The organism is Candidatus Poriferisocius sp. (assembly GCF_965204145.1).
GTDB lineage: Bacteria > Actinomycetota > Acidimicrobiia > Acidimicrobiales > Bin134 > Poriferisocius.
In genome coordinates this window covers 2725688-2746010 of record NZ_OZ241977.1, presented here as the reverse complement: position 1 = coordinate 2746010, position 20323 = coordinate 2725688, and the positions used below count along the sequence as shown (strand labels likewise).

21 protein-coding genes are annotated in these 20323 nt (G+C 65.0%); 9 read left to right on the top strand and 12 right to left on the bottom strand.

Annotated features, from left to right (window positions below):
• Positions 1–4: 4 nt before the first annotated feature.
• A complete protein-coding gene (locus ACOGI7_RS12730) occupies positions 5–1318 on the bottom strand; it encodes a glutamine synthetase family protein (protein ID WP_419849128.1) in 1314 nt (437 codons plus the stop codon).
• Positions 1319–1427: 109 nt separating this feature from the next.
• On the opposite strand from ACOGI7_RS12730, the gene ACOGI7_RS12725 reads away from it, so the two are divergent.
• Positions 1428–2117: a gamma-glutamyl-gamma-aminobutyrate hydrolase family protein gene (locus tag ACOGI7_RS12725; RefSeq protein ID WP_419849127.1), complete on the top strand. Its 690-nt coding sequence runs from the start codon at positions 1428–1430 to the stop codon at positions 2115–2117.
• Here the strand turns inward: ACOGI7_RS12725 and ACOGI7_RS12720 are convergent.
• The 3 genes from ACOGI7_RS12720 to ACOGI7_RS12710 are packed head-to-tail and all read right to left on the bottom strand — an operon-like array spanning position 2114 to position 4378.
• Positions 2114–3139 (bottom strand): sterol methyltransferase, encoded by a 1026-nt coding sequence (locus ACOGI7_RS12720; RefSeq protein WP_419849126.1) that lies wholly within the window; start codon positions 3137–3139, stop codon positions 2114–2116. The two genes, ACOGI7_RS12725 and ACOGI7_RS12720, sit on opposite strands and share 4 nt — an antisense overlap.
• A gap of 33 nt (positions 3140–3172) precedes the next feature.
• Positions 3173–3598 (bottom strand): nuclear transport factor 2 family protein, encoded by a 426-nt coding sequence (locus ACOGI7_RS12715; RefSeq protein WP_419849125.1) that lies wholly within the window; start codon positions 3596–3598, stop codon positions 3173–3175.
• Between the two features lie 30 nt (positions 3599–3628).
• Positions 3629–4378: a hypothetical protein gene (locus ACOGI7_RS12710; protein WP_419849124.1), complete on the bottom strand. Its 750-nt coding sequence runs from the start codon at positions 4376–4378 to the stop codon at positions 3629–3631.
• Between the two features lie 26 nt (positions 4379–4404).
• Between ACOGI7_RS12710 and ACOGI7_RS12705 the strand changes: the two genes are divergently transcribed.
• The 4 genes from ACOGI7_RS12705 to ACOGI7_RS12690 are packed head-to-tail and all read left to right on the top strand — an operon-like array spanning position 4405 to position 6226.
• Positions 4405–5175, top strand: coding sequence for a DUF1295 domain-containing protein (locus ACOGI7_RS12705; protein WP_419849123.1), 771 nt, complete (start codon positions 4405–4407; stop codon positions 5173–5175).
• 51 nt (positions 5176–5226) lie between these two features.
• A complete protein-coding gene (locus tag ACOGI7_RS12700; RefSeq protein WP_419847947.1) occupies positions 5227–5493 on the top strand; it encodes a type II toxin-antitoxin system Phd/YefM family antitoxin in 267 nt (88 codons plus the stop codon).
• A gap of 27 nt (positions 5494–5520) precedes the next feature.
• Positions 5521–5940 (top strand): type II toxin-antitoxin system VapC family toxin, encoded by a 420-nt coding sequence (locus tag ACOGI7_RS12695; protein ID WP_419849122.1) that lies wholly within the window; start codon positions 5521–5523, stop codon positions 5938–5940.
• The gene (locus tag ACOGI7_RS12690) at positions 5918–6226 is read left to right on the top strand and encodes a YbaY family lipoprotein (RefSeq protein ID WP_419849121.1); all 309 of its coding nucleotides are present in this window, start codon (positions 5918–5920) and stop codon (positions 6224–6226) included. Before ACOGI7_RS12695 ends, ACOGI7_RS12690 begins: the two co-directional genes overlap by 23 nt.
• A 65-nt stretch (positions 6227–6291) precedes the next feature.
• On the opposite strand, the gene ACOGI7_RS12685 is transcribed toward ACOGI7_RS12690, so the two are convergent.
• From ACOGI7_RS12685 to ACOGI7_RS12675, 3 genes are read right to left on the bottom strand one after another with little or no spacing between them, the layout of a single operon-like run.
• Positions 6292–7704, bottom strand: coding sequence for an alpha/beta hydrolase domain-containing protein (locus ACOGI7_RS12685; RefSeq protein WP_419851511.1), 1413 nt, complete (start codon positions 7702–7704; stop codon positions 6292–6294).
• 22 nt (positions 7705–7726) lie between these two features.
• On the bottom strand, positions 7727–8506 hold the full coding sequence (locus tag ACOGI7_RS12680; RefSeq protein WP_419849120.1) for an SDR family oxidoreductase: 780 nt from the start codon (positions 8504–8506) through the stop codon (positions 7727–7729).
• Positions 8503–9285 (bottom strand): SRPBCC family protein, encoded by a 783-nt coding sequence (locus ACOGI7_RS12675; RefSeq protein ID WP_419849119.1) that lies wholly within the window; start codon positions 9283–9285, stop codon positions 8503–8505. Before ACOGI7_RS12675 ends, ACOGI7_RS12680 begins: the two co-directional genes overlap by 4 nt.
• A gap of 90 nt (positions 9286–9375) precedes the next feature.
• Here ACOGI7_RS12675 and ACOGI7_RS12670 point away from each other — a divergent pair, with 90 nt between their 5' ends.
• Positions 9376–10167, top strand: a complete 792-nt coding sequence (locus ACOGI7_RS12670) for a phytanoyl-CoA dioxygenase family protein (RefSeq protein WP_419849118.1) — start codon at positions 9376–9378, stop codon at positions 10165–10167.
• Positions 10168–10188: 21 nt separating this feature from the next.
• On the opposite strand, the gene mog is transcribed toward ACOGI7_RS12670, so the two are convergent.
• Positions 10189–10788 (bottom strand): molybdopterin adenylyltransferase, encoded by a 600-nt coding sequence (mog, locus tag ACOGI7_RS12665; RefSeq protein ID WP_419849117.1) that lies wholly within the window; start codon positions 10786–10788, stop codon positions 10189–10191.
• Between the two features lie 119 nt (positions 10789–10907).
• Between mog and ACOGI7_RS12660 the strand changes: the two genes are divergently transcribed.
• The 3 genes from ACOGI7_RS12660 to ACOGI7_RS12650 are packed head-to-tail and all read left to right on the top strand — an operon-like array spanning position 10908 to position 13850.
• Positions 10908–11987, top strand: coding sequence for a FecCD family ABC transporter permease (locus ACOGI7_RS12660; protein WP_419849116.1), 1080 nt, complete (start codon positions 10908–10910; stop codon positions 11985–11987).
• Positions 11988–12016: 29 nt separating this feature from the next.
• On the top strand, positions 12017–13078 hold the full coding sequence (locus tag ACOGI7_RS12655) for an ABC transporter substrate-binding protein (RefSeq protein ID WP_419849115.1): 1062 nt from the start codon (positions 12017–12019) through the stop codon (positions 13076–13078).
• Positions 13079–13085: 7 nt separating this feature from the next.
• The gene (locus tag ACOGI7_RS12650) at positions 13086–13850 is read left to right on the top strand and encodes an ABC transporter ATP-binding protein (RefSeq protein WP_419849114.1); all 765 of its coding nucleotides are present in this window, start codon (positions 13086–13088) and stop codon (positions 13848–13850) included.
• 346 nt (positions 13851–14196) lie between these two features.
• Here the strand turns inward: ACOGI7_RS12650 and ACOGI7_RS12645 are convergent, their stop codons facing one another.
• From ACOGI7_RS12645 to ACOGI7_RS12630, 4 genes are all read right to left on the bottom strand, one after another.
• Positions 14197–14640, bottom strand: coding sequence for a Fur family transcriptional regulator (locus ACOGI7_RS12645; protein WP_419849113.1), 444 nt, complete (start codon positions 14638–14640; stop codon positions 14197–14199).
• Between the two features lie 74 nt (positions 14641–14714).
• Positions 14715–15278: a TetR/AcrR family transcriptional regulator gene (locus ACOGI7_RS12640; RefSeq protein WP_419849112.1), complete on the bottom strand. Its 564-nt coding sequence runs from the start codon at positions 15276–15278 to the stop codon at positions 14715–14717.
• On the bottom strand, positions 15275–18097 hold the full coding sequence (locus ACOGI7_RS12635; protein ID WP_419849111.1) for an ABC transporter permease subunit: 2823 nt from the start codon (positions 18095–18097) through the stop codon (positions 15275–15277). The genes ACOGI7_RS12640 and ACOGI7_RS12635 overlap by 4 nt, the downstream gene beginning before the upstream one ends.
• Positions 18094–20310 carry an ATP-binding protein gene (locus ACOGI7_RS12630; RefSeq protein ID WP_419849110.1) on the bottom strand — a complete coding sequence of 739 codons (2217 nt, stop codon included), beginning with the start codon at positions 20308–20310 and terminating at the stop codon, positions 18094–18096. Before ACOGI7_RS12630 ends, ACOGI7_RS12635 begins: the two co-directional genes overlap by 4 nt.
• Between the last annotated feature and the right edge of the window lie 13 nt (positions 20311–20323).

The window sequence follows — 20323 nt, the reverse complement described above, 5'->3', positions numbered from 1 at the left end:
TCGCTCAGTGGTACATGAGGTACTCGTCGAGCTCCCACTGGGTTACCTCCCCGCCGGGCACGTCCTCGCCCACCGCGGCTATGTAGCGCTCCCACTCGGCCTGCTTGTTGGCAATGAAGTTCTGGCACAAGTCGTCGCCCACGGCTGCCATCAGTGCGGGGTCTGCCATGAGATGCTCCAGCGCCACAGCCAGGCTGGGTGCCGCGCAGACATCGGTATTGGTTTCTTCAACCCCGTCGGTGGTGAGCGGTTCAGGACAGTCCAGTTCATCGACCACCCCGAGCTGGGCGGCTTGGAGGATGGTGGCCACCCCGAGATGGATGTTGACCGCGCCGTCGCTCACCCTGTTCTCGATCCGGGTGGCGGCCCCTCTCGCTTCGGGCATTCGATTTGCAGCGCCGCGGTGGTCGTGGCCCCAGTTCGCCCAATACCCGTTGAGCTCACCGGGCTGGAGCCGCCGGTAGGCGTTCACCGTGGGGGCGCACAGCGCGGTGAGGGCCTGATGGTGGGTCACAAGCCCCGCTAGGCACCCCTTGGTCAGGGCAGACAGGCCGTCATCAGCTGAAGTGTCGTTGAAGGTGTTCTGGCCAGCGGCGTCGACCAGCGAGAAGTTCACGTGTACACCACTGCCGGCCACCCCCACGAACGGCTTGCCCAGAAACGTGAGGTCCAAGCCGTGGCCCAGGGCCACTTCCCGGGCCAGCACCCGGAACAAGAACGCCTCGTCGGCCGCTTTGAGGGCGTCGTCGTATTCCAGCGTCAACTCGAACTGCGACTCGTCGTACTCGGCGTTGATGCTCTCCAGCGGGAACCCACACCGCCAGGCGGTCCGGGTGATGTCGTCGATCAGCCCGGTCGGGTCGGCCGAACGGCCCGTGCCGTAGACGAACGACCGGGGAGTCTGCCATCGCTCCCAACCGCCCTTGCCGTCGGGTTGAAGCACGTAGGCCTCGAACTCAATGCCCACCTTGGGTGAATATCCCAGATCGCCCCAAGCCGCGATGGCCCGCTGAAGAGCAAAGCGGGCCGAGACGGTATAGGGCCGTCCTCGGAAGTCCAGATGGCCAACGACCACTCCCGTGGCATCGTCCTCCCAACTCCGGCGCACCTCGTCGGGATCAAACGTGGCTACAACGTCGGGAAGCCCTTCTAGCAGGTAGGCACCGGGGGCGGGGATCATGCTGCGGTCGTAGCCGAGGGCGAAAACAGACACGCAGTGCCCGGTGCCGTACTCGGCAAGATGAATGGGCAAGTACTTGCCTCGGGCTAGGCCGAGGTGATCAGGCCACAGCACGCGAATTCGGTCGTAGTCGCTCATGGCGCGAGTCCTCGTCGACATCTCAAATCTCGGGTTCCAATGCCGACCAAACTAGCGTTCGCAATGAGAGCGTTAGGAAGCGAACAATTCTTTGATAAAGACACCGCCATTGATTGGGTTGCCCGGCCGGCGCAAGCGCGCCTTCGAGGTGAGCGGCTTTCCTGAGCCGATGGCCAACAGCGATGTCGATCTGTACATGGCCGACTACGCCCGCGGCGTCATCGAAGCGGGCGGCATCCCGGTTCACATCCCCATCGATGTCGACCCCACCGCAGTCGGAGAGCGGCTCGATGGGATCGTCCTGCCCGGGGGAACCGACATCGACCCGATCCTCTATGGGGCCGATCCCGATCCCGAGCTGCTGCCCCTAGAGCCCGAGCGCGACGATCTAGAGCTGGCATTGCTATCCGCTGCTCTCGAAGCCGAAGTACCGGTGCTCGGCATCTGCCGGGGCATCCAAGTGCTCAACGTCCACCAGGGTGGAACGCTGCACCAGCACGTGCCCGAACACGGCCGCTTCGACTTGCCCATCGACTCCACCATCCACGAGGTGAGTTTCGCCGAGGGCTCCACCTTGCATGAGCTGTACGGCCCCTCAGCCCAGGTCAACAGCCTCCATCACCAAACGGTGGCCGATCTGGGCCATGATCTCACCGTCACCGCCCGAGCCGACGACGGCACCATCGAGGGTGTGGAGATGGGCGATCACGTGGTCGCCGTGCAATGGCACCCTGAGATGATGCCCACCCGCCCCACCGACCCCATCTTCGGTTGGCTGGTTGAACGAGCGTCTCGCTAATCCGGTTTGCGGGCGAGGAAGAAGTACGCCGGGGTGAAGATGCCGAGCTTGCCTGCTTCGGCCAGGCCCTCGGCGCCGATGTTCAGGGTTTCCGACACGCGAACTGCTCCTTGCGGAACGACGCGAAGCGCTTCGAGCACCCGTAGCGACTGGGTGGTCATCCAGCGACCGATGGCCGACGCCCGCAGTCCTGTCAGAGAGAACCCCGGGCTTACCAAGGGCTGATACCAAGGGATTGACGGGCCAGTGGGTATCGCGAGGTCACTTGTTTCCAATATCTCGAAACCCACCGACTTGAGCGCATGGTCAACGGTTGGTAGGTCGTCCAGGTCAGTCAGCCCGGTTCCCAACAGGAGGTTGTTCTTGATCTTGAGGTGGAGGGGATTATCAGCGTCGAAGCGATCAGTGAGGCACCATTCGTGAGCGGCGAAGCACTGTCCGGGCTTCAGCAAGCGGAAGGCCTCCCCGTAGATGCTCTCTTTGTCGGGGGCGCAACAGGTGGCTTCAACGCCGTACACCGCGTCGAACGACTCGTCGGGGGCGTCGACGTTCAAGAAGTCGCAATGCAGGAACTCGGCCAAATGGGTGAGCTGCGCTTCTTCCGCCAGCTTCCGGGCGCGTTGCAGTTGGTAGGCGTTGCTGTTCACGCCGACGATCTTGGCCCCGGAAAAGCGGGCAATCTCCAATAGCGGACCGCCGATGCCGCAACCGAGGTCGGCCACGACCATCCCAGGCCGCAACTCGAGCTTGTGGGCCAAGAAGTGCTCGTGACGTCGGATGGAAGCCTCCAAGCTCTCCCCGGCCACGCGGGGAGCGAAGTGAAAGGACTTGCCCCATCCGTACTCGTAGAAGTCCGTGGCCACGTCGTAATAGAGGTTGTTGAACTCTTCGTGGTCGCCTTCCCCGCGGCCTGAATCGCTGTTCTTGAGTTGCCTGAATCGGCGCTCGTATTCACGAATAGTCGGGTCGACGGCTTCAGTGCTTCCTGGCTTCTTCAAAATATTGGCGAGCTTGGCAGACATTGAGCCCCTTCAAGATTGGTTGCGACACTCTTACTATTGGAGACCGAAGCCCGTGAAGTCGCCGGACATGTCGGGTGCGCCGTAGTAGATGCGGTGGAGGGCGCGGCGGGCGAACTTCCACTCGTCGTCTTCCAGGCAGTACTCGTCGTCGTAGTAGCCGTACATGGTCATGGGGTCTTCGCCGGGGCGCTTGAAGTGCTCGATCACGTACCAGCGCCCCGTGCCGGTGCCGGCATTCTCATCAAGATCGGCCCAGCCGTTGAGGTAGGCGTGGATCACCCCGTCGAGACGAGTGAGCATGCCCTGCCAGGACGTGGAGATCTCATCCCGACCGCTCTTGGTCATCGGGCCCATCTCCCAAACTGCGTCCTTAGCCCAGGTGGCGGCCCACTGATCGGCGTCGAAACGGCACACCGCGTCGGAATAGCGGGCCAACAAGGTTTTGATTTCTTCTGACATGGCGCTCTTAGGTTAGATCGGCGTCCTGGTTTACTCGGCCTGCTCTCCAAACGGTGTGTAGCGCCAGGCGATGATCTCGTCGTAGTCCATAGCGCCGTCGGGGAAGACGGTGAAGTTTTTCCGCTGCTCCTCCAGGGCTGGTTTGGCTTCGGCATACGGTGAGCCCACTTCGTACACAACGAGGTGCTGAAACGGCATCCCGTTAGTACCGATCTCACCGTGGTCGATGGCCCATTGGGGGGTGAGGGTGTTGGCGGCGGCCCAGTAGCGCCGCCCGGTGAGGAAGCCAGGGGTCGCCATCACTTCCCGGTAGTGGATGGTGTACCAGTGCTCAAACCACTCGAGGTTGCCCTTGGTGGGATTCGCCAGCGAGATCCCGAGATGATCAACCTCACCGGGGTTGGCCGAGCCGATCTGGGCACCGGTCTGGGTGAATGCCCAACTGGCCACGGTGTCGTGGTCGAGGCTGTCGCCGGGGCGAATGGAGTAGTCGTCTTTGGCGGAAATCGCCTCGATGGCCGCGGCCAGGTCTCCTTCGATCTCATACACGGCCAAGAACTCGAACGGCATCGGCAGATCGCTGCGGTCGGCGTGGGTGCGCATCCACCCGGGCGTCAGCGTGTCGGCGTCGGGGCTCATCCGGTAGCGCTGCCCGCTGATGACCCCTTCGCATGACACCACCTCGCGGAGATGGACTTCGTGCCACTGGTGATACCGGGCCTCCCGACCGATCACCGGGTTGGTGAAGGTCAGCAACACATGGCGGTCGGTGGAGCCCACAACCCACAAAGGTACGCTGATCGCAGATGGTCTTCTGGGTAGCGGCGGTAGTGATCGCCGGGATGATGCTGGCGGTGTGGGCAATCAGCGTGGCGATTCGAGACGCTGGCATCGTCGACATCTTGTGGGGCTTCGGCTTCGTGGTGGTGGCCTGGGTGAGCTTGGCGGTCACCGACGGTCACGGCGTGCGGGCTGCCCTGTTGGTGGCCATGGCCACCACTTGGGGGCTTCGCCTGGCCATCCATCTGGCGTTTCGCAACATCGGCGCAGAAGAGGACTTCCGCTACCAGTCCATGCGCCGCCACGCCGGAGACCGCTTCTGGCTCACCAGCCTGGTGCGGGTGTTCGGGTTGCAAGCCGCCGCCATGTGGGTGATGTCGCTTCCCCTCATGATCGGCATCAGTGAAACCGAGCGGGGCTGGAGCGCGCTGTGGGTGATCGGCGCAGTGGTATTCCTGGTCGGCTTCGGCTTTGAGGCCATTGGCGATTGGCAGCTCACCCGGTTCAAGGCCGATCCGGCCAACGCGGGGAAGCTGATGGATCGAGGCCTGTGGCGCTACAGCCGCCATCCCAACTACTTCGGCGACGCCTGCGCCTGGTGGGGCATCGGCTTGGTGGCCGCTTCCACACCAATCGGAATCGTGGGACTGATCGCCCCGGCGATGATCACCTGGATCCTGGTCAAAGTGTCCGGGGTCCCCATGGTCGAACACCGCCTGAACAAGACCCGCCCCGGCTACGACGAGTACATCCAGCGAACCAGCGCATTCCTACCCCGCCGCCCTGAAACTGGATAAGGCCACAGATTCATGGTCACAAACATGGTCATCTGGTGATAGGGTCTGTTCGTGGCAATAGAGACTCAGCAGCCAAGAACTATTTCCGCCGGAGAGTTCAAGGCCAAGTGCCTGAAGCTCATGGATGAGGTCAACGAAACCGGCATTCCGATTGTCATCACCAAACGAGGCACACCCGTGTCCCGTCTTGTTCCGGCACATGGCGAAGGCACGGGCATTTGCGGCTCTTTTCCGGAGTTCGCCGGTTTCTGGGACGACCCTAGCGAAACGGTCATAGACCCGGAGGCAGTGACCGGCATGGCCGACGACTGGGGCTGACGCCCCCACCTGCACCGAAGGAACTGCATGATCTTGCTGGACACTCATGTCTTGGTGTGGGCCGTGACCGGCGACACCGCCAAGCTGCCGCAGACCATCCTTGATGGCATTGATCGAGCCATCAGCCGAGGTGAGGCAGCCGTCTCCGCCGCCACCTTCTGGGAACTGGAGGTCAAGCGCAGAAAGCCACGAGGAAATCTGCCACCCCTCCCAGGCATCAAGGAATTGCGTGCCGGTGTCCTGAGGCAGGGCCTGAGCGAGATACCCGTCACCGGATCACTCTGGGTGGACGCCACCAGCCTGGTGGACGAGGGATTCCACCAAGACCCCGCCGACCAGCTCATTGTCGCCACAGCAATCCTCCACCAGCACGAACTCCTTACCAAGGACGCAAAGCTCCGGGCGTGGGCGCAACAGACCGGCCGTGTCCAATTGGCCACAACATGACCGTCTCCCGACAGTCGATCCCGACGCCAACGCCTCGGTAACGGGCACCGTCACCGTGCAGCTTCGGGACACTTCTCTCATGGATGTGGCCTCTGAGCTGATCGCCGAGCAGGTCATCGCCAATCCGGGCCAGGTCCCCGTCGCATTCGAGGTGTACTACAACGAAGACGACATCAACCCCCGCAACACCTATTCCATCCAGGCCAGGATCACCGAGTCCGACGGCCGCCTGGCCTTTATCAACGACACCGCCTACTACGTGATCACCCGGGGCAACCCCACCTGAGTCGACATGGTGCTGGTAATCGTCCAACCGCCCCCCGACCCCACCGCAACCCTCCCAGCCACACCCTAAGCGAGTTTGGCCAAGTCGTAGGTTTCTGCCGCGACGGCCAGAATCTCGTCCCGGTCGGCTTTCAGGATGAAGCCGTTGGTGATGGTCTGGTCGAGAGATTGGGTGAAGGCTGCGAGGTAGTCGTCGCGGCCTCCGGGGTAGAGCCGGGCTGCGGTGGCCGGATCGAGAGCGGCGGTGGTTCCGAACAGGGGGGCGAAGCCCTCTCCCTGCTGTCCGAGCCCGGACAGCACTCGGATGGGAGCGTCGACCCAGGGGTTGCGGATGCCGCCCTGGGCGATGCCCAGTTCGTCCCGCCGGAAGTCGCGGCCGTCTTCGACTAGATCAAGCCGGGCAGCATGGGGTGGCGGGGTGCCCTGGCCTACCCATTGATCAAGGCGCTCTAGAGCGGCTTGGGCCACGTAGTGCTGATGAGGTGCGGAGTTGATCGGCTGCTCCACGGTCATGATCACCAGTTCGGTGATCGGTTCGAGCATTCGGGCGAATTCCCCCGCATCGAGCTGGCCTCCGTCGGCGCGTGACGCCACCAGCAGATAGGTGTCGGCGTGAGCCGCCCCAGCAAGCTCCCACACCCGCACTCGGTCGCCGTCGGGCTGTTCGATCTCCCCGTTGCCCAGCACGGTGACATCGGTCTCCGCGCTCAACAGGAGCACCGGCACCCGGGCATCGGATCGGACCTGCTCAGGCCGATCGCGGGCCGGGCCGGGTTGGTCGTCGAGCCGGCGGGACCTGAAGGTGCCGTCTAGCCCCACCCGCACTCCGGCCCGACCGTGGAGGAAGAAGCCATCGAAGACCTGGACTGAGGGATCCACCATGTTGACGTAGGTGGCCAAGAACGAAGCCGACTGCGACTCGCCCACCGCCAGCACCCGGTTGGCATCGAGGCCGCCCAACAGGGGCGACCCGGGTAGCCGTAGAGCTCGTCCGACCTGGGAGAACATGTCGAAGGAGAAGGCGTCCCCCGGGTGGGACAGATGGCCGTACCGCTCTTCGTTGAACAGCTTGAGGTGGATGCCCGGTGCCAATCCGCCGCCGTCGATGCCGGCCCTTTGGGCTGAAACCCCCACCCAAGCATCGCCGCGCCGGATGAGATGACGGTGCAGATAGTCCCAGTCGGGGGAGGCGTCGATACCGCCGGAGACGTTCAGCCATTCCACCACCACCGTGCCGCTGAAGTGGGCGGGTTCGGCCGGGCGCCGCACCAGCATTCTCGTCGTGAAGGGGGCCGATCCATCAGGCTCAGCTTCTCCATGCCCGTCCTGGCGCCATTCGCCAACCGCCCGGTAGGAATGCGCTTCGCCCCTAGCCTCGAATTCGGCCTCGACGTAGCCGAGGCCTTCGAGGTCGTAACTCCGGGGAATCAGCTCCGGCGGGGCACCAGCGAACTCTTCGATGTCGAGGGCGCTCGGCATGGTCACCACAACCTCACCCTGGTCACTCCTGGCCGATGTCGGAGGAGAATTCGTTGGCCACCTCGGGCTCGGGGGATCGCAGCAGAAGCGACTCGATCCCGAAGGTGGGGGCGGCGAACAGCGCATCCATGCAGGCAACCAGGCCGTTGGCCACCTCGTGGGCATTCATGATTCCGGTGCGGAATCCTTGGCGCTGCCAGTGGGGGATGGCCGCCTCGAAGGCTTCGGGGGTGAAGGAATTGGCGAACTCGGTGGGCATGTTCGGCCCGAGGATCACGGTCACGAATCGTCGGGTGCCCAGAAGCTCAGTGCGCCACCCCTCCATGGTCGCTTCTAGGGCCCGTTTGGACGCGGCGTAGGGAACCAGCGAATGGCGGGGCATCTCGGTGGAGTCCGACGACACCGCAGCCACCACCGCATCTTCGCTGAGATGAGGGAGGGCGGCCTTGATCAGCAGGTTCGGCCCAAACGTGTTGACCCCGAACACCGCCTGCCAGTCGGCCTGGTCTAGTTCCGCCATTGGGGCCATGGGCGACATGCCCGAGGTGTAGACGATGCCGTCGAGTCCGCCGAGGGCGCCCACCGCTTCGGCCACCCCTTGGTCGATACTGGCTGGGTCGAGCACGTCGATGGCCACCACATGGCCACCCCCGGCCTCGCCCACCGCCTCTTCGAGCACCTCGCGGCGTCGGGCGGCAAACACGACATCGGCACCTTGGCGCTGAAGGGCGATAGCGGTGGCCCGGCCCAACCCCGACGAGGCGCCAACCACCAGGATCTTGCGTCCTTCTATTGCGTTCATTCGCCACTCCCTAGTGTATCGGCCAGCCATTGTTGCCACAGCGGCCCGTCCCGTTCGGCGGCCTGGGCCCCGTCGGCCCCGTAAAGGTAAAGCCACACCGACGCCCCGGCGTGCTCGCCGTACGATTCCACCGCCACGAAGCCGGTACCCGGCGCGGGTTGGTCGAGCAGCAGGGCGATTCGGTGAGAGGCGGCATCCACCACTGTGCCGGCCAGTGCGGGGACGCCGGCAGCTTGGGGCTCAATGCGCTCGCCGACCCCAGGCGCCGAAGAGATGCCCAAAGCGGTGGTGAGCGCGGCCCAAACCTCGCCAAGCGAGCCAGCCCCCATAGAGGTGGGCAGCACCGACGCTGCCGTCTGTCCGGCGAAGTGCTCCATGTGCAGCCGCAGGTTGAACATGAACAATTTCCAGCCTTCAACCATGCCGTCGTACTGAGCGTCCCATTCTCCACCTTGACCAAAGCCGGAATTCACCAACCGCACCGCACACCGGTCGTCGCCTCGAGGCTCAACGGTCCACTCGAACGCCAATCCGTCAACCCCTTCGCCCCCGTCGAAACAGATCCGACGAGGCGGCTCCCACACCGCCACCCGCCCCGGAATCTGCATCTCCGGCCCCGGCCCGAACGAGGCCATCGCCGAGCCGCCCGCCCGCTCTTCCACCGTGTGGGGCACATACCAAGAAGAGATCCCCGGCCCGGTAGCCACCGCCCGCCAAACCTCCTCGGGCGTGCCCGGCACCTCAACCTCCAACTCAATCGACCGCGGCAAATCAGACATGGCCCAAACTCTAGAGGCAATGGCAGCGGCAGAAGATCTCGCCGCGGCCGGTGGTCGCCGGAAGAATCGACCGTTGGTATATTTCTTGCGATGGGGTTGAGCGAGACTCAGCGGGAGAGCTGGGAAGAGAACGGGTTCTTCATTGAGAGGGGGTTCGCTAGCCGGGCTGTTGCCGACGCCATGGTTGAGCGGATCGTCGAGCTAGCCCGGGCCGACGCGGCAGGGGAGGAGCGGCCCGATCTCTACATCACCCCCGACAAGACGAACAAAAATCCGGCCACCCCAGAGGTGGGCGTCTCCAAAATCTTCCGGGTCATGCGGGCTGAACCGGTGTTCTATGAGTTCGCCACCGATCCCCGGTTGTTGGCGATGATGGGCGACCTCATCGGCCCCGACGTCGACTGCTTCTTGTCGCAGTTCATCTTCAAGCATCCCGGCACCCTGGGCCAGCCCTGGCACCAAGACGACTATTACTTCCGCATGACCCCCCTGCCCCAAGTGGGGGTGTGGCTGGCCTGCACCGCGGCCACCCCCGACAACGGCCCGCTGTGGATCGTCCCCGGCTCTCACACCGAGCCAATCCACGACGCCGTGCCCGACACCCGGGAGGGCGCCGGACTGGCCTATGTGGAGATCGTCGACGTCCCCACCGACAACGAGCAAGTGGTGCTCATGGAGCCGGGCGACTTGCTGGTGTTCCACTCCCACCTGCGCCATCGGTCCACCGACAACCTCTCCGATGGGATGCGGGCGGCCATGGTGTACCACTACGCCTCGCCCGAATCAGAGGGGTGGCGGGCGTTCAACCAAGACTGGACCGAGGTACTGCGCGGCGGTCAGCCAGCGCAGGCATCAACCGAGCCGGTGCCCATCGAGTTCTGACTGAGAAGGCAGTGCCGACTGCTATCCCGTGTTCGTCGAGACCTCCAGGTCTGGTCGAACAGCCGAGGCCGGCCGAAACGAGACGATGTGCTCGGCGTTGGTTGAGATGTACGGCCCGCCAATGAGGTCAATGCAGTACGGCACTGCGGCGAAGACTGCGTCGAGGCACTCAGCGATCGCCTTGGGCTGACCCGGCAGGTTGATCACCAGGGCACCGTCGCAGATGCCGGCAGTCTGGCGGGACAGGATCGCAGTGGGAACTGCCTTCAGCGAGGCGGTGCGCATCGCCTCCCCGAAGCCGGGCAGCATCTTGGAACAGGCTGCGGCGGTGGCCTCGGGGGTGACGTCGCGCAGTGCCGGGCCCGTGCCGCCAGTGGTGAGGATGAGACAGCACCCTGCTGCGGCCAACGCCCGAATCGCTTGCTCCACCTGGGGCTGTTCGTCGGGAACAATCTCAGCCTGCGTCGACCATTCCGACGCCATCACACGCTCGAGATACTCGCGAATCCCTGGTCCCCCTCGGTCTTCGTAGTCACCGCGGCTGGCCCTGTCTGACACGGTCAGGATGCCTACGAGCGCGTGCGTCGACAGGTTCTGCGTTCCATCCGAGGCGCTGGTCACGCCGAAACCGTACCGATTGATCGGGAATGAGTGCCATTTCCGATAGGCGGTTGAACAGGAACATTAGGACGCCTCGGTGCTGATTTAGGAATAGGACTCATTCTTGTTACTGTTCCGCCGTGTCTCTTCTGGAGGCGACGGATCGGGCCCCGGCTACATCAAGTGCCGGTTGGGCGTGGAGCCGCCGGCCCACTCTCATTGCCCTGACGCTGGTCACCATCGTGTCGGTGATCGTCGCCATCGGGCTCGGTCCGGTCGGGGTGGCCCCTCCGACGGTTCTGCGGATTATCGGACACCACATTTTCGGCCTGTTCGATGCCGAAAACTGGGCCAGAACCGACGACGCCATCATCTGGGAAGTGCGTCTGCCCCGGGTGCTGCTTGGCGCGATCGTGGGTTCGGCCCTCGGAGTTGTGGGAGTGACCCTCCAAGCCATCGTCCGCAACCCGCTGGCCGAGCCGTACATCCTCGGTGTGAGTTCGGGGGCATCCACCGGCGCGGCCGCGGCAATCCTGTTTGGAATCGGCTCCGGGCTAGGCGCGGAATCGGTGTCGTTGATGGCGTTTTTCGGCGCCCTCGGCGCCCTTGCTCTGGTGTTGGCTCTGGCCCGTTCCACCGGTCGAATCACACCTTCCCGGATGCTCGTGGCCGGCGTGGCCGTCAGCTACCTGCTGAGTGCCGTAACCAGCTTGCTCATCCTCTTCGCCCACAGCGCTGAAGGTGCCCGCGCGGTGATGTTCTGGCTGCTTGGCTCGCTCGCCAACGCCGACTGGTCCACGCTGCCCATCGGCTACCTCGGCATGGGCGTCGGCATGGTCTTGGTGTTCTGGTGGCGTCGCCGACTTGACCTGCTGGCACTCGGTGACGAGACGGCCATGGCCAGCGGCGTCGATCCTGGGCGCACCCGGTTGCTGCTCGTGGTTGTGGTCGCGTTGTGCGTCGGCTTCGCCGTGTCGCTGTCGGGCGGTATCGGATTCGTCGGTCTGGCAGCGCCTCACATCGCGCGGCGAATCGTCGGCCCGATCCACCGCCATCTGATCCCGGCATCAGCGGCGCTCGGCACCCTCATGTTGGTTTGGGCGGATGTCGCGGCCCGCATGGCGTTGCAGCCCCGCGAACTGCCCATCGGCGTGGTCACCGGCGTGGTTGGTGCGCCGGTCCTCGTCGCGCTCGTCCGAAAACTCAATCACAGCAATTGAGCGCAAATGCGCTTGAGAAAGGAAGCCCAATGAAACTGTCAACGTTCAGGAGTCGAGCGATCGCACTGCTCCTGGTGGTTGGATGTGTGGCCGCGGCGTGTGGAGGAAACGACGACTCCTCCTCGGCGGACTCGGGCGCCAGCGCGCCGGATGCCAGCACGGCAACCGCTGAGCCAGCTGAGAGCCAGCCCACAGCTACTCACGACGACGGATTCCCGCTGACATTCACCAACTGCGGCCAAGAATTCACTCTCGACTCCGCTCCTGAGCGGGTGTTGTTGATGGAGGCCTCGGCGCCCTCGCTGATGTTCGCCGCAGGCGCTATGGACCTTGTGATTGCCCGCATCGAGGACTTCAACGAGGAGTACTACACCGCCGACCAGCTGGCCGTGCTCAGCGAAATTCCAGCGTTGCTGGCCGAGGCCACTGCGACCGGAGGTGTCGAGGTGTCGCTAGAGGCAATCGTCGACCACGACCCCGACCTCGTCATCGGTTTCGACAACGCCATCCTCACCCACGACTCGCTCGCCGACGTCGGCATCCAGTTCTATGTGATGCCACCATTCTGCGATAACCCGCCGACGCCATCGTTCGAGAGCATCCTGGACGAGGTCCGCTTCTACGGGGAGCTCTTCGGCACGACCGAAACAGCCAACGCGAGCGCCGCTGCATTGGAGGCTGCCGTGGCCTCGGCCGCCGACGCGCCAGTTGCCGAGGGCAAAACCGCTGCGGCGCTCTATGTCACCTCCGACGGCAGCGCCATCTACGCCTACTCCTCGCTTGGCATGGTGCACCCGCTGATGGAGGCCCTGGGCATGACCAACGTGTTCGCCGAACTCAGCGAGCGAGTGCCCGAGGTCTCGATCGAAGAGGTCATCGGACGCAACCCCGAGGTGTTGGTCCTGCTCTATGAGGACTTTGAGCTCACCCCCGACGAGATCAGCGCACTGGTTACCGAGCTTCCGGGTGCCAGCAGCATCACCGCCGTCGAGCAAGGCGCGGTGTACCCGCTCTTGTTCAACTTTGCCGAGCCACCGACACCGCTCGTAGTGGAGGGGCTGTCCCTGCTCAGCGCTCAGATCACCGGGTGACAAACCCGTGATTGCGGCCACTGGCATCGACCTGCGGCTCGGCGCCGTCGATGTCCTGTCCGGGGCGCAGCTCAGCACGCGCCCCGGACAGGTCGTCGGCCTCATCGGGCCCAACGGCAGCGGCAAGTCTTCCATGCTGCGCTGCCTGTACGGGTTGCTCCGCCCGAACCGAGGCGCCGTTCTCATCGACGACATGGCGATCGGGTCAATGTCGCAACGCTCGATTGCCCGTGCGATTGCCGTCGTGACTCAAGACGCCTCAGCCGACGGGATCGATATCTCGGTCGGCGAGTTCGTGCTCTTGGGACGCCACGTTCATCGCGGCGACCATCAGGGCTTCACCGACGATGACCGCCAAGCCGCGCTCGACGGGCTGGAACTGGTGGACATGTCGGGGTTCGCCGAGCGCAGCCTCCACCACCTGTCAGGCGGAGAACGCCAACGCGTGATGATCGCCCGGTGCATCGCGCAGCAAAGCCCGGTCATCCTGCTCGACGAGCCTACGAATCATCTCGATGTCCGCTACCAGCACGAGGTGCTCACGCTGGTTCAACGCCTCAAGAACGACACCATCGTCGTGCTCCACGACCTTAACCTGGCCAGCCGCTACTGCGATCATCTCGTCCTTCTCGACCAAGGCAAGGTCGTGCATCAAGGTCGGCCCGACGACGTGCTGCGAAGCGACGTGCTTGAACCCGTCTACGGCATCGAGGTGCGACGACTTGCCGATGGGCAACACTCCCACCTCGCGTTCGGCCCGCTCGCGCCGTGATCGGCTACCAGCGATGAGCAGGGCGCTGGGCCCTTTGGCTTCCGGTGCCTCCGTACGGGTCCAGATCTGTCGCGGCTGTTGCTGTGGAACCGAGCGGAAGCACCCTGGCGTCGACCACGACGGGCAGATCGCCGCGATCTCGGCAATCGCTCCGACTCGCATTGTGGACTGCGTCGGCGAGTGCGCTTACTCCAACGTCGTGATCGTTCGCCCCGACGACGGGCCATCGGTGTGGCTGGGTGGCATCAGCAATCCTGCGCTCACTTCTGCGGTGTGCGACTGGCTCGTCGACGGTGCCTCGCAGCCCCCGCCTCCGGTTCTTCAGTCGAGGGTTTTCATTCGCCAGTCAGTGGCAGTTGGGGCAGGTGCCGAAGACGTCGAGCCGGTGGGTGTTGGGCTGAAACCCGGTCGTGCCCAAAGCCTTGTCGAGTGAGGTCTCGAGGTTGCGTTCGGCCGGGGCGGGCATGAAGAAATCGGCAACTGTGCCGCACTTGGTGCAGATGGCATGGTGGTGACGGCCGATTATGTCTTCGGAGAATTCGTAGCGAGTCGGATCATCGACCCCGACGACACGCCGAACGATGCCCACGCTCTCGAGGTCGGCCATGTTGCGGTAGAGCGAGCTGCGGGTCAGTCGAGGCCGGAGCTCGAGCATCTCGGGGATGGTCGCGGGTCGAGCTGTGAGGACGAGGAGTTCCACGAGCTCTCGTCGGCCCTTGGTGTAGAGCTGGCCAGCTTTATGCAGGCGGGCCGACACCAACTCGTGGGTTTGCGCCAGTCGCTCGCCCATCACGGCATCCTACCGATGCCCGATACGCCAGATCGAATGCCCCACGCCGCCGATGGCCTTCGTGAGCTCCTCGACTAATCGGCCACCCCGAACAGGCGAGCCACCGCGTTGGACCACGCGTTGGGATCGGGGGCGGGACGGCCGTGGGCTTCTTGTGCGCCGACGCCCGCCGAGAGGGCATTGATGACGTAGAGCAGCGTTTCGGGGGAGTCGAGGCCGTGCAGAGTCTCAAGGATCCAGGCGCTGCGAGCGGCGTAGATCTCCTCGACCCCGGCGGCCACGTCGGGATCGTGGCGGGCGGCCGCGGCGGCGTCGATCTGCAACAGCCGCAGATCGCGGCTGACGGGGTTGATGAACTGGATGAAGGCAGTCATCGGCTGCTCAGCCGCGGCGTTGATGTCGAACCGGGCGTCGCGTTCGGCCAGCTGGGTGCGGATCACCTCTACCAAGAGCTGTCCCTTCGACCGGAAGTGGCCGTAGATTGCCCCTTTGGTGACCCCGGCAGCCTTGGCGATGTCGCGCAGCGAGACCGCGGCATAGCCGTGCTCGATGAACACCGCGGCGGCGATCTCCAAGAGCCGGGCCCGGGTGGCTGCCGCCTTGGGGGTGATCGGCGGATCGGCAAAGGCAGAGGTCATGGCTCGGGTCCTGCGTCTGATCGGGCGATGGCCCTGGTGTCGGTGCCGAGGTAGCTGGCCACCACCAGGGGGTTGTCGCGCACTGCGGTCGGCGTCCCTTCGGCGATCACCTCCCCGGCGTCCATGCAATAGATGCGGTCGCTGATCGACATCACCAGCGGCATGTCGTGCTCGATCAACAGCACCGAGGCGTCCAGCTCTCGGCGCACTCCGTGCAGCAACGGCACCAAAGCCTCGGCCTCTCGCTGGGCCACCCCGGCGGTGGGCTCGTCGAGGCAGAGCAGACGGGAACCGCCGGCCACCAGGCAGGCCAGCTCCACAATCCGGCGGGTGCCGGTGGACAACTCGGCCACAAACTTGTCGGCGAAGTCGCCCAAGCCGAAGAAGCCGATCAGGTCGTCAGCCACCCCGATCTGTCGCCGTTCGTGCCGGGAGCCCGATGGCAGGGCCAGGGCGGCAGGCCAGAAGCGGGTGTGGCCCCTCCGCTCCAGCGCAACTTGCACCGTCTCGCGCACGGTGAGGTCGGGGAACAAGGTGGCGGCCTGGAAGGCCCGGCCCAGATGGTGGCGGTGGCGGCGATGGGCCGCCAGCCTGCTCACGTCGGTTCCGTAGATCTCCACTCGGCCACTTGCGGGGATCAGGCCGCCCACTCCGTTCATGAACGAGGTCTTGCCCGCGCCGTTGGTGCCGATAAGCCCCACGATCTCGCCGTGGCCCACCTCGAGGCTCACCTGGCTCACGGCCACCCGGGGGCCGTAGCGCACGGTGAGCTCGCTGGCGGCCAACGCAATGTCCGATGGCGGGTCGGGAATCGATGGTGGTGCGGGAATGTCGCGCCCCCGCACCAGGGGCGCGGGCTTCCTCTGGGCCAGCCAGCTGAAGTATGAGTCTCGAGCCATGTACCAGAGCTGCACGAACCCTCCCGGTGCGTACATCAACAGCACCAGGATTCCCAGGCTGCTGGTCAGCACCGGGATCAGTGCGGAATCGGGCCAGAAGGCGGGGAGCCCGATCACCCACAACGCCCCGAGCACCGGGCCGATCACCGAGCCGATGCCGCCAATTACCGCGATGGCCACCACCTTGAACGAAGTGTCCACCGAGAAGAAGGAGAACAGCACGGTGGAATAGAGTCCGGCCAGCAGCGCCCCGGCGAATCCGGCCAACCCGCCGCCCAAGGCGAAGGCCAGCACCTTTGATCCGGTGGGCCACACAGTGGCGGCCGCCGCGGCCGACGGGTTTTCCCTGGTGGCCACGATCCGGCGGCCGATGCCGGTGCGGCGCAGGTGGGCGGTGAACGCCACCCCCAGCACCAGTCCGATCAGCGCCAGATAGAAATAGGTTCGCTGGGGGGCGAGGTCGACGGGCCCGATATGGGCCCGCTCCAATAGCGCCGCAGATTGGCTGCCTCCGCTGAGGAACGGCCGGGTGAAGAAGAACTTCTCCGCCGCCACCGCAAACGCCAGGGTGACCACGGCCAGCAACAGGCCCCGGGCCCGGAGCGCGCCAATGCCGACGATCACCGACGCGGCGGCGGCCACGGCGGTGCCCCACACCGCAGCCCACAAGAAGTGCAGTTCGGGCATGGGCACCACCACGTCGAACCCGGCAACCCCGAGTCCGAGATCGTTGCCGCTCACCAGCGCGGTGGTGGTCAGCGCGCCCAGGCCGGCGAAAGCGCCTTGGCCAAGCGAGATCTGTCCGCTCCAGCCCACCAGCACCACCAAGGAGAGGGCGGCCAGCGCCATCAGCAGGATTTCGCTGTAGCGAAAGGTGCGGCTGGCCGTGGTGACGAACACCGGCACCACCGCGGCAATGGCCACCCCAACTGCGGCCAGGATTCGAGAATGGTGGCGAACCCACCAGATCGAGCGCAGCCGGGCCGGAATGGGGCGAATCCGGGGGCTGAATGAGAAGGCGCCGGCCTCGTCGGGAGCGCCTCGCCGGGTGGTGGCCACGATCCCGAGAATCGCCACCAGCAGCAGCACGGCTTCGAATCTCCCCAGATCCAGCGGGTAGTTGACCCTCACCAGGGCCTCGACGATGCCGAGGATGATCCCGGCCGCTACCGCCACACTGAACGACACGAACGAGGCGCACACCGCCACCACCAGCACCCGGGTCATGGTGGCGTGACCGGGGCTGGTGGCCACGAACGAGCCGATGGAGTCGGCTTCTTGGAACACCGTGACCAGCCCGGCGAACGCCCCGGTGAGCGCCCACACCACCGTTGACACCCGCCCCGGATGGATGCCGGCCAGTCGAGCCCGGTCGGGATCGGCTGCGGTGGCCCGGATGGCCCGACCCCACGCCGACCACCGCACCCAGATGCTCAGCGCCACCACCGCGGCGGCCGAGGCGACGAACAAGACGAACTCGCCTCCCTCGATGCTGATGCCGAACCACTCCAGATCCCGGTTCCACGGTGTGGGGAACCGATGCCGCTTGTCGGCGGCCGAGGCCTCGGGCAGGGCGAAGATGAGAGCTTGGGCCAGCTGGGCCAGCCCGATGGTGGCCACCAGCAGGATCACCCGGGGAGCGGTGAACAAGCGGCGCACCACGGTCAGCTCGGCCACCCCCAAGAACACGGCCCCAGCGAGCACGGCGAGCACCACACCGGTCCAGTACGGCGCGCCGTAGCGGATCACCAGATGGGCCATCACCTGGCTGGCCAACACCCCGGTGGCGCCCACTGCGAAATTGATGATGCGACTGGACCGGTAGATGAGGATGACGCCGAGGGCCAAGAGGGCGTAAGAGAGCCCGTTGACCGCCCCGATGAAGACGTATTGGCGTCCGACCTCGAAGGCGAGGATCACGACGAGTCTTCCGGTTCGGGGCGGTCGTCGCCCAAGAACACGGCCCGGGCGATGTCGCCCCGCTCGGCGAGCTCCGCGGTCGGCCCGTCGAAGCGGATCTGCCCCTTCTCGATGAACACCGCCCGATCCGACAGGGCCGCCGCAATGTTCAGCGACTGCTCCACGATGATCATCGTCTGGCCCTCGGCCTTGAGCCGCTCCACGATCTCCAACAGCTCGCCGATCACCGCGGGGGCGAGGCCGAGCGACAGTTCGTCGATGAGCAGCACGTCGGGCTCATGCATCAGCACCATGGCCAGGGCCAGCATCTGCTGCTGCCCGCCGCTGAGCGCACCGGCGGGCTCGTCGAGCCGATCGGCCAACTCGGGGAAGATCTCCAGCACATGGGTAATACGGGCTTTGAGCTGAGCCCGGTCCCGCCGCATGGTCCAACCCGCGGTGCGGAGGTTGTCCTCGATGGACAGCGGCAGAAACACTGCTTTGCCCCCGGGGAGCTGCTGGATGCCCATGTCCACCCGGGTTTGGGGGGAGGTGAGGGTGATGTCCCGCCCGTGCAGCGAGACGATGCCGCGCGAGGGCACGGCCAGCCCGCTGATCACCCGCAAGATCGTCGATTTGCCGGCGCCGTTGGTGCCCAGCAGCGCCAGGGTCTCGCCCCGGTCCACATGGAGGTTGACGCCAAAGAGCACCTGTACCGGCCCGTAGGAGAAGTCGATGTCCCGCAACCCGACCGCGGGCAATTGGTCGGGGCGCGATTTCCTCCGCTCCAGCTCGGCGTGGTCCTTTTCGATCTCATCCACCACCAGCGACAGGTCGTGGCGAATGTGCCGCGCCCCCCAGATCAACAGGGCGCCCCCGATGATCTTGAACGGGATGGCCACGATGAGGATGGCGGTGCGCTCGTCGGTGGCGTCGGACAGCAACCCGGCCACGATGGGGCCAAGCACGCCGCCGCCCAGAAGTATCACCAGCATCGATAAGGCGATGCCCATAGCACGCATTCGATAAGGGACTACTCCAGCAAGCAGCGGCGAGATCATCCCGAAGATCACCACGCTCAAGACCGCTGGCACGATCCCGACCACGGCGAACAGCACGGGGTTGGGCATGAAGAACTGGATGGGGATGGACACTGCGACGGGGAAGAACAGGGCGCCTATCCATCTCAGCGCCCGAGCCGGGCTTTCTCGGTAGAGGGCGTCGTAGCGTTTGGCGGCCCACGGTGCTGCGGCGAATGACAGTATCCCGGGGACAAACCCGATCATCGCCCTCTCGAACGGGCTCAGGCCCCACCGGTCTTCGAGATACAAGTTGACCAAGAAGCTCTGTCCGATGATCGAGAACACGATGATGCTGAACGAGATCCACGCCAGCTTCAGCGTCTTGACGGCCATCAGGCGCTGCCATAACGCCGGGAGCGACACCCGGGGTCGGTCTTTGTCTTCCTCCATCACCTCCCCGAGCACTGCCTTCTGCTCGAACTGGCCCCGAGGTGGGTCGGGAACGAACAATGCCCAGATACCCAGGAACAAAGTGGGCCAGGCAAAGACCCAATAAGCCCACCGCCAATTGTCATTGACCAACAGCATGAGGGCGCCCACCAACAGGGGCGCGATCCGCTCGCCCCCGCGACCGAGCACGTTCTTGACCGCGTATATGCGGCCTCGGGCCGAAATCGGGTAGGCGTCGGCCAACACCGCTCCCTGCACTGGGAAAGTATTTGACGTTCCAATTCCCATGAGCATTCCGACTAGGAAGAACCCCAGCGCGGTGGCTTGGAAGCCCCGGGTGAACATGGCCACGCTCCAGAAAGCGGTGGCCAGGCCCACCAACCGCATGCGGTTGACCCGGTCGGCGAGAAGGGCCATCGGCACGGTGCACAGCGTGGTCGTAATGAGCCCGCCGACTCCGATAACCGCCAACCCCGCATCGGACACATTGAAGCTGTCTTGGATTTCGGGTCCGAGCAGGCTGGGTATGGCCAACTGGAAGGTGTCAACGGCGTCCAAGGTGCCCAGCACGGCCAATACGCCGATGCCGCCAACCGCGGTTGCCTGGCGCAGCGTTATCGCCTCTTCGCCCACTCCGGGAAGGTCCTCATCAGCGCGGATCTCTAGCTGATCGGCTTCGGCGGCCTCCCGAGCCGCCTCCTCGTCGAGCAGCGCCCTGCTGAAGTCGGCGAAGCTGCGGCGATCGCCCGACGCTTCGGTCATCTAGTGCGGGGTG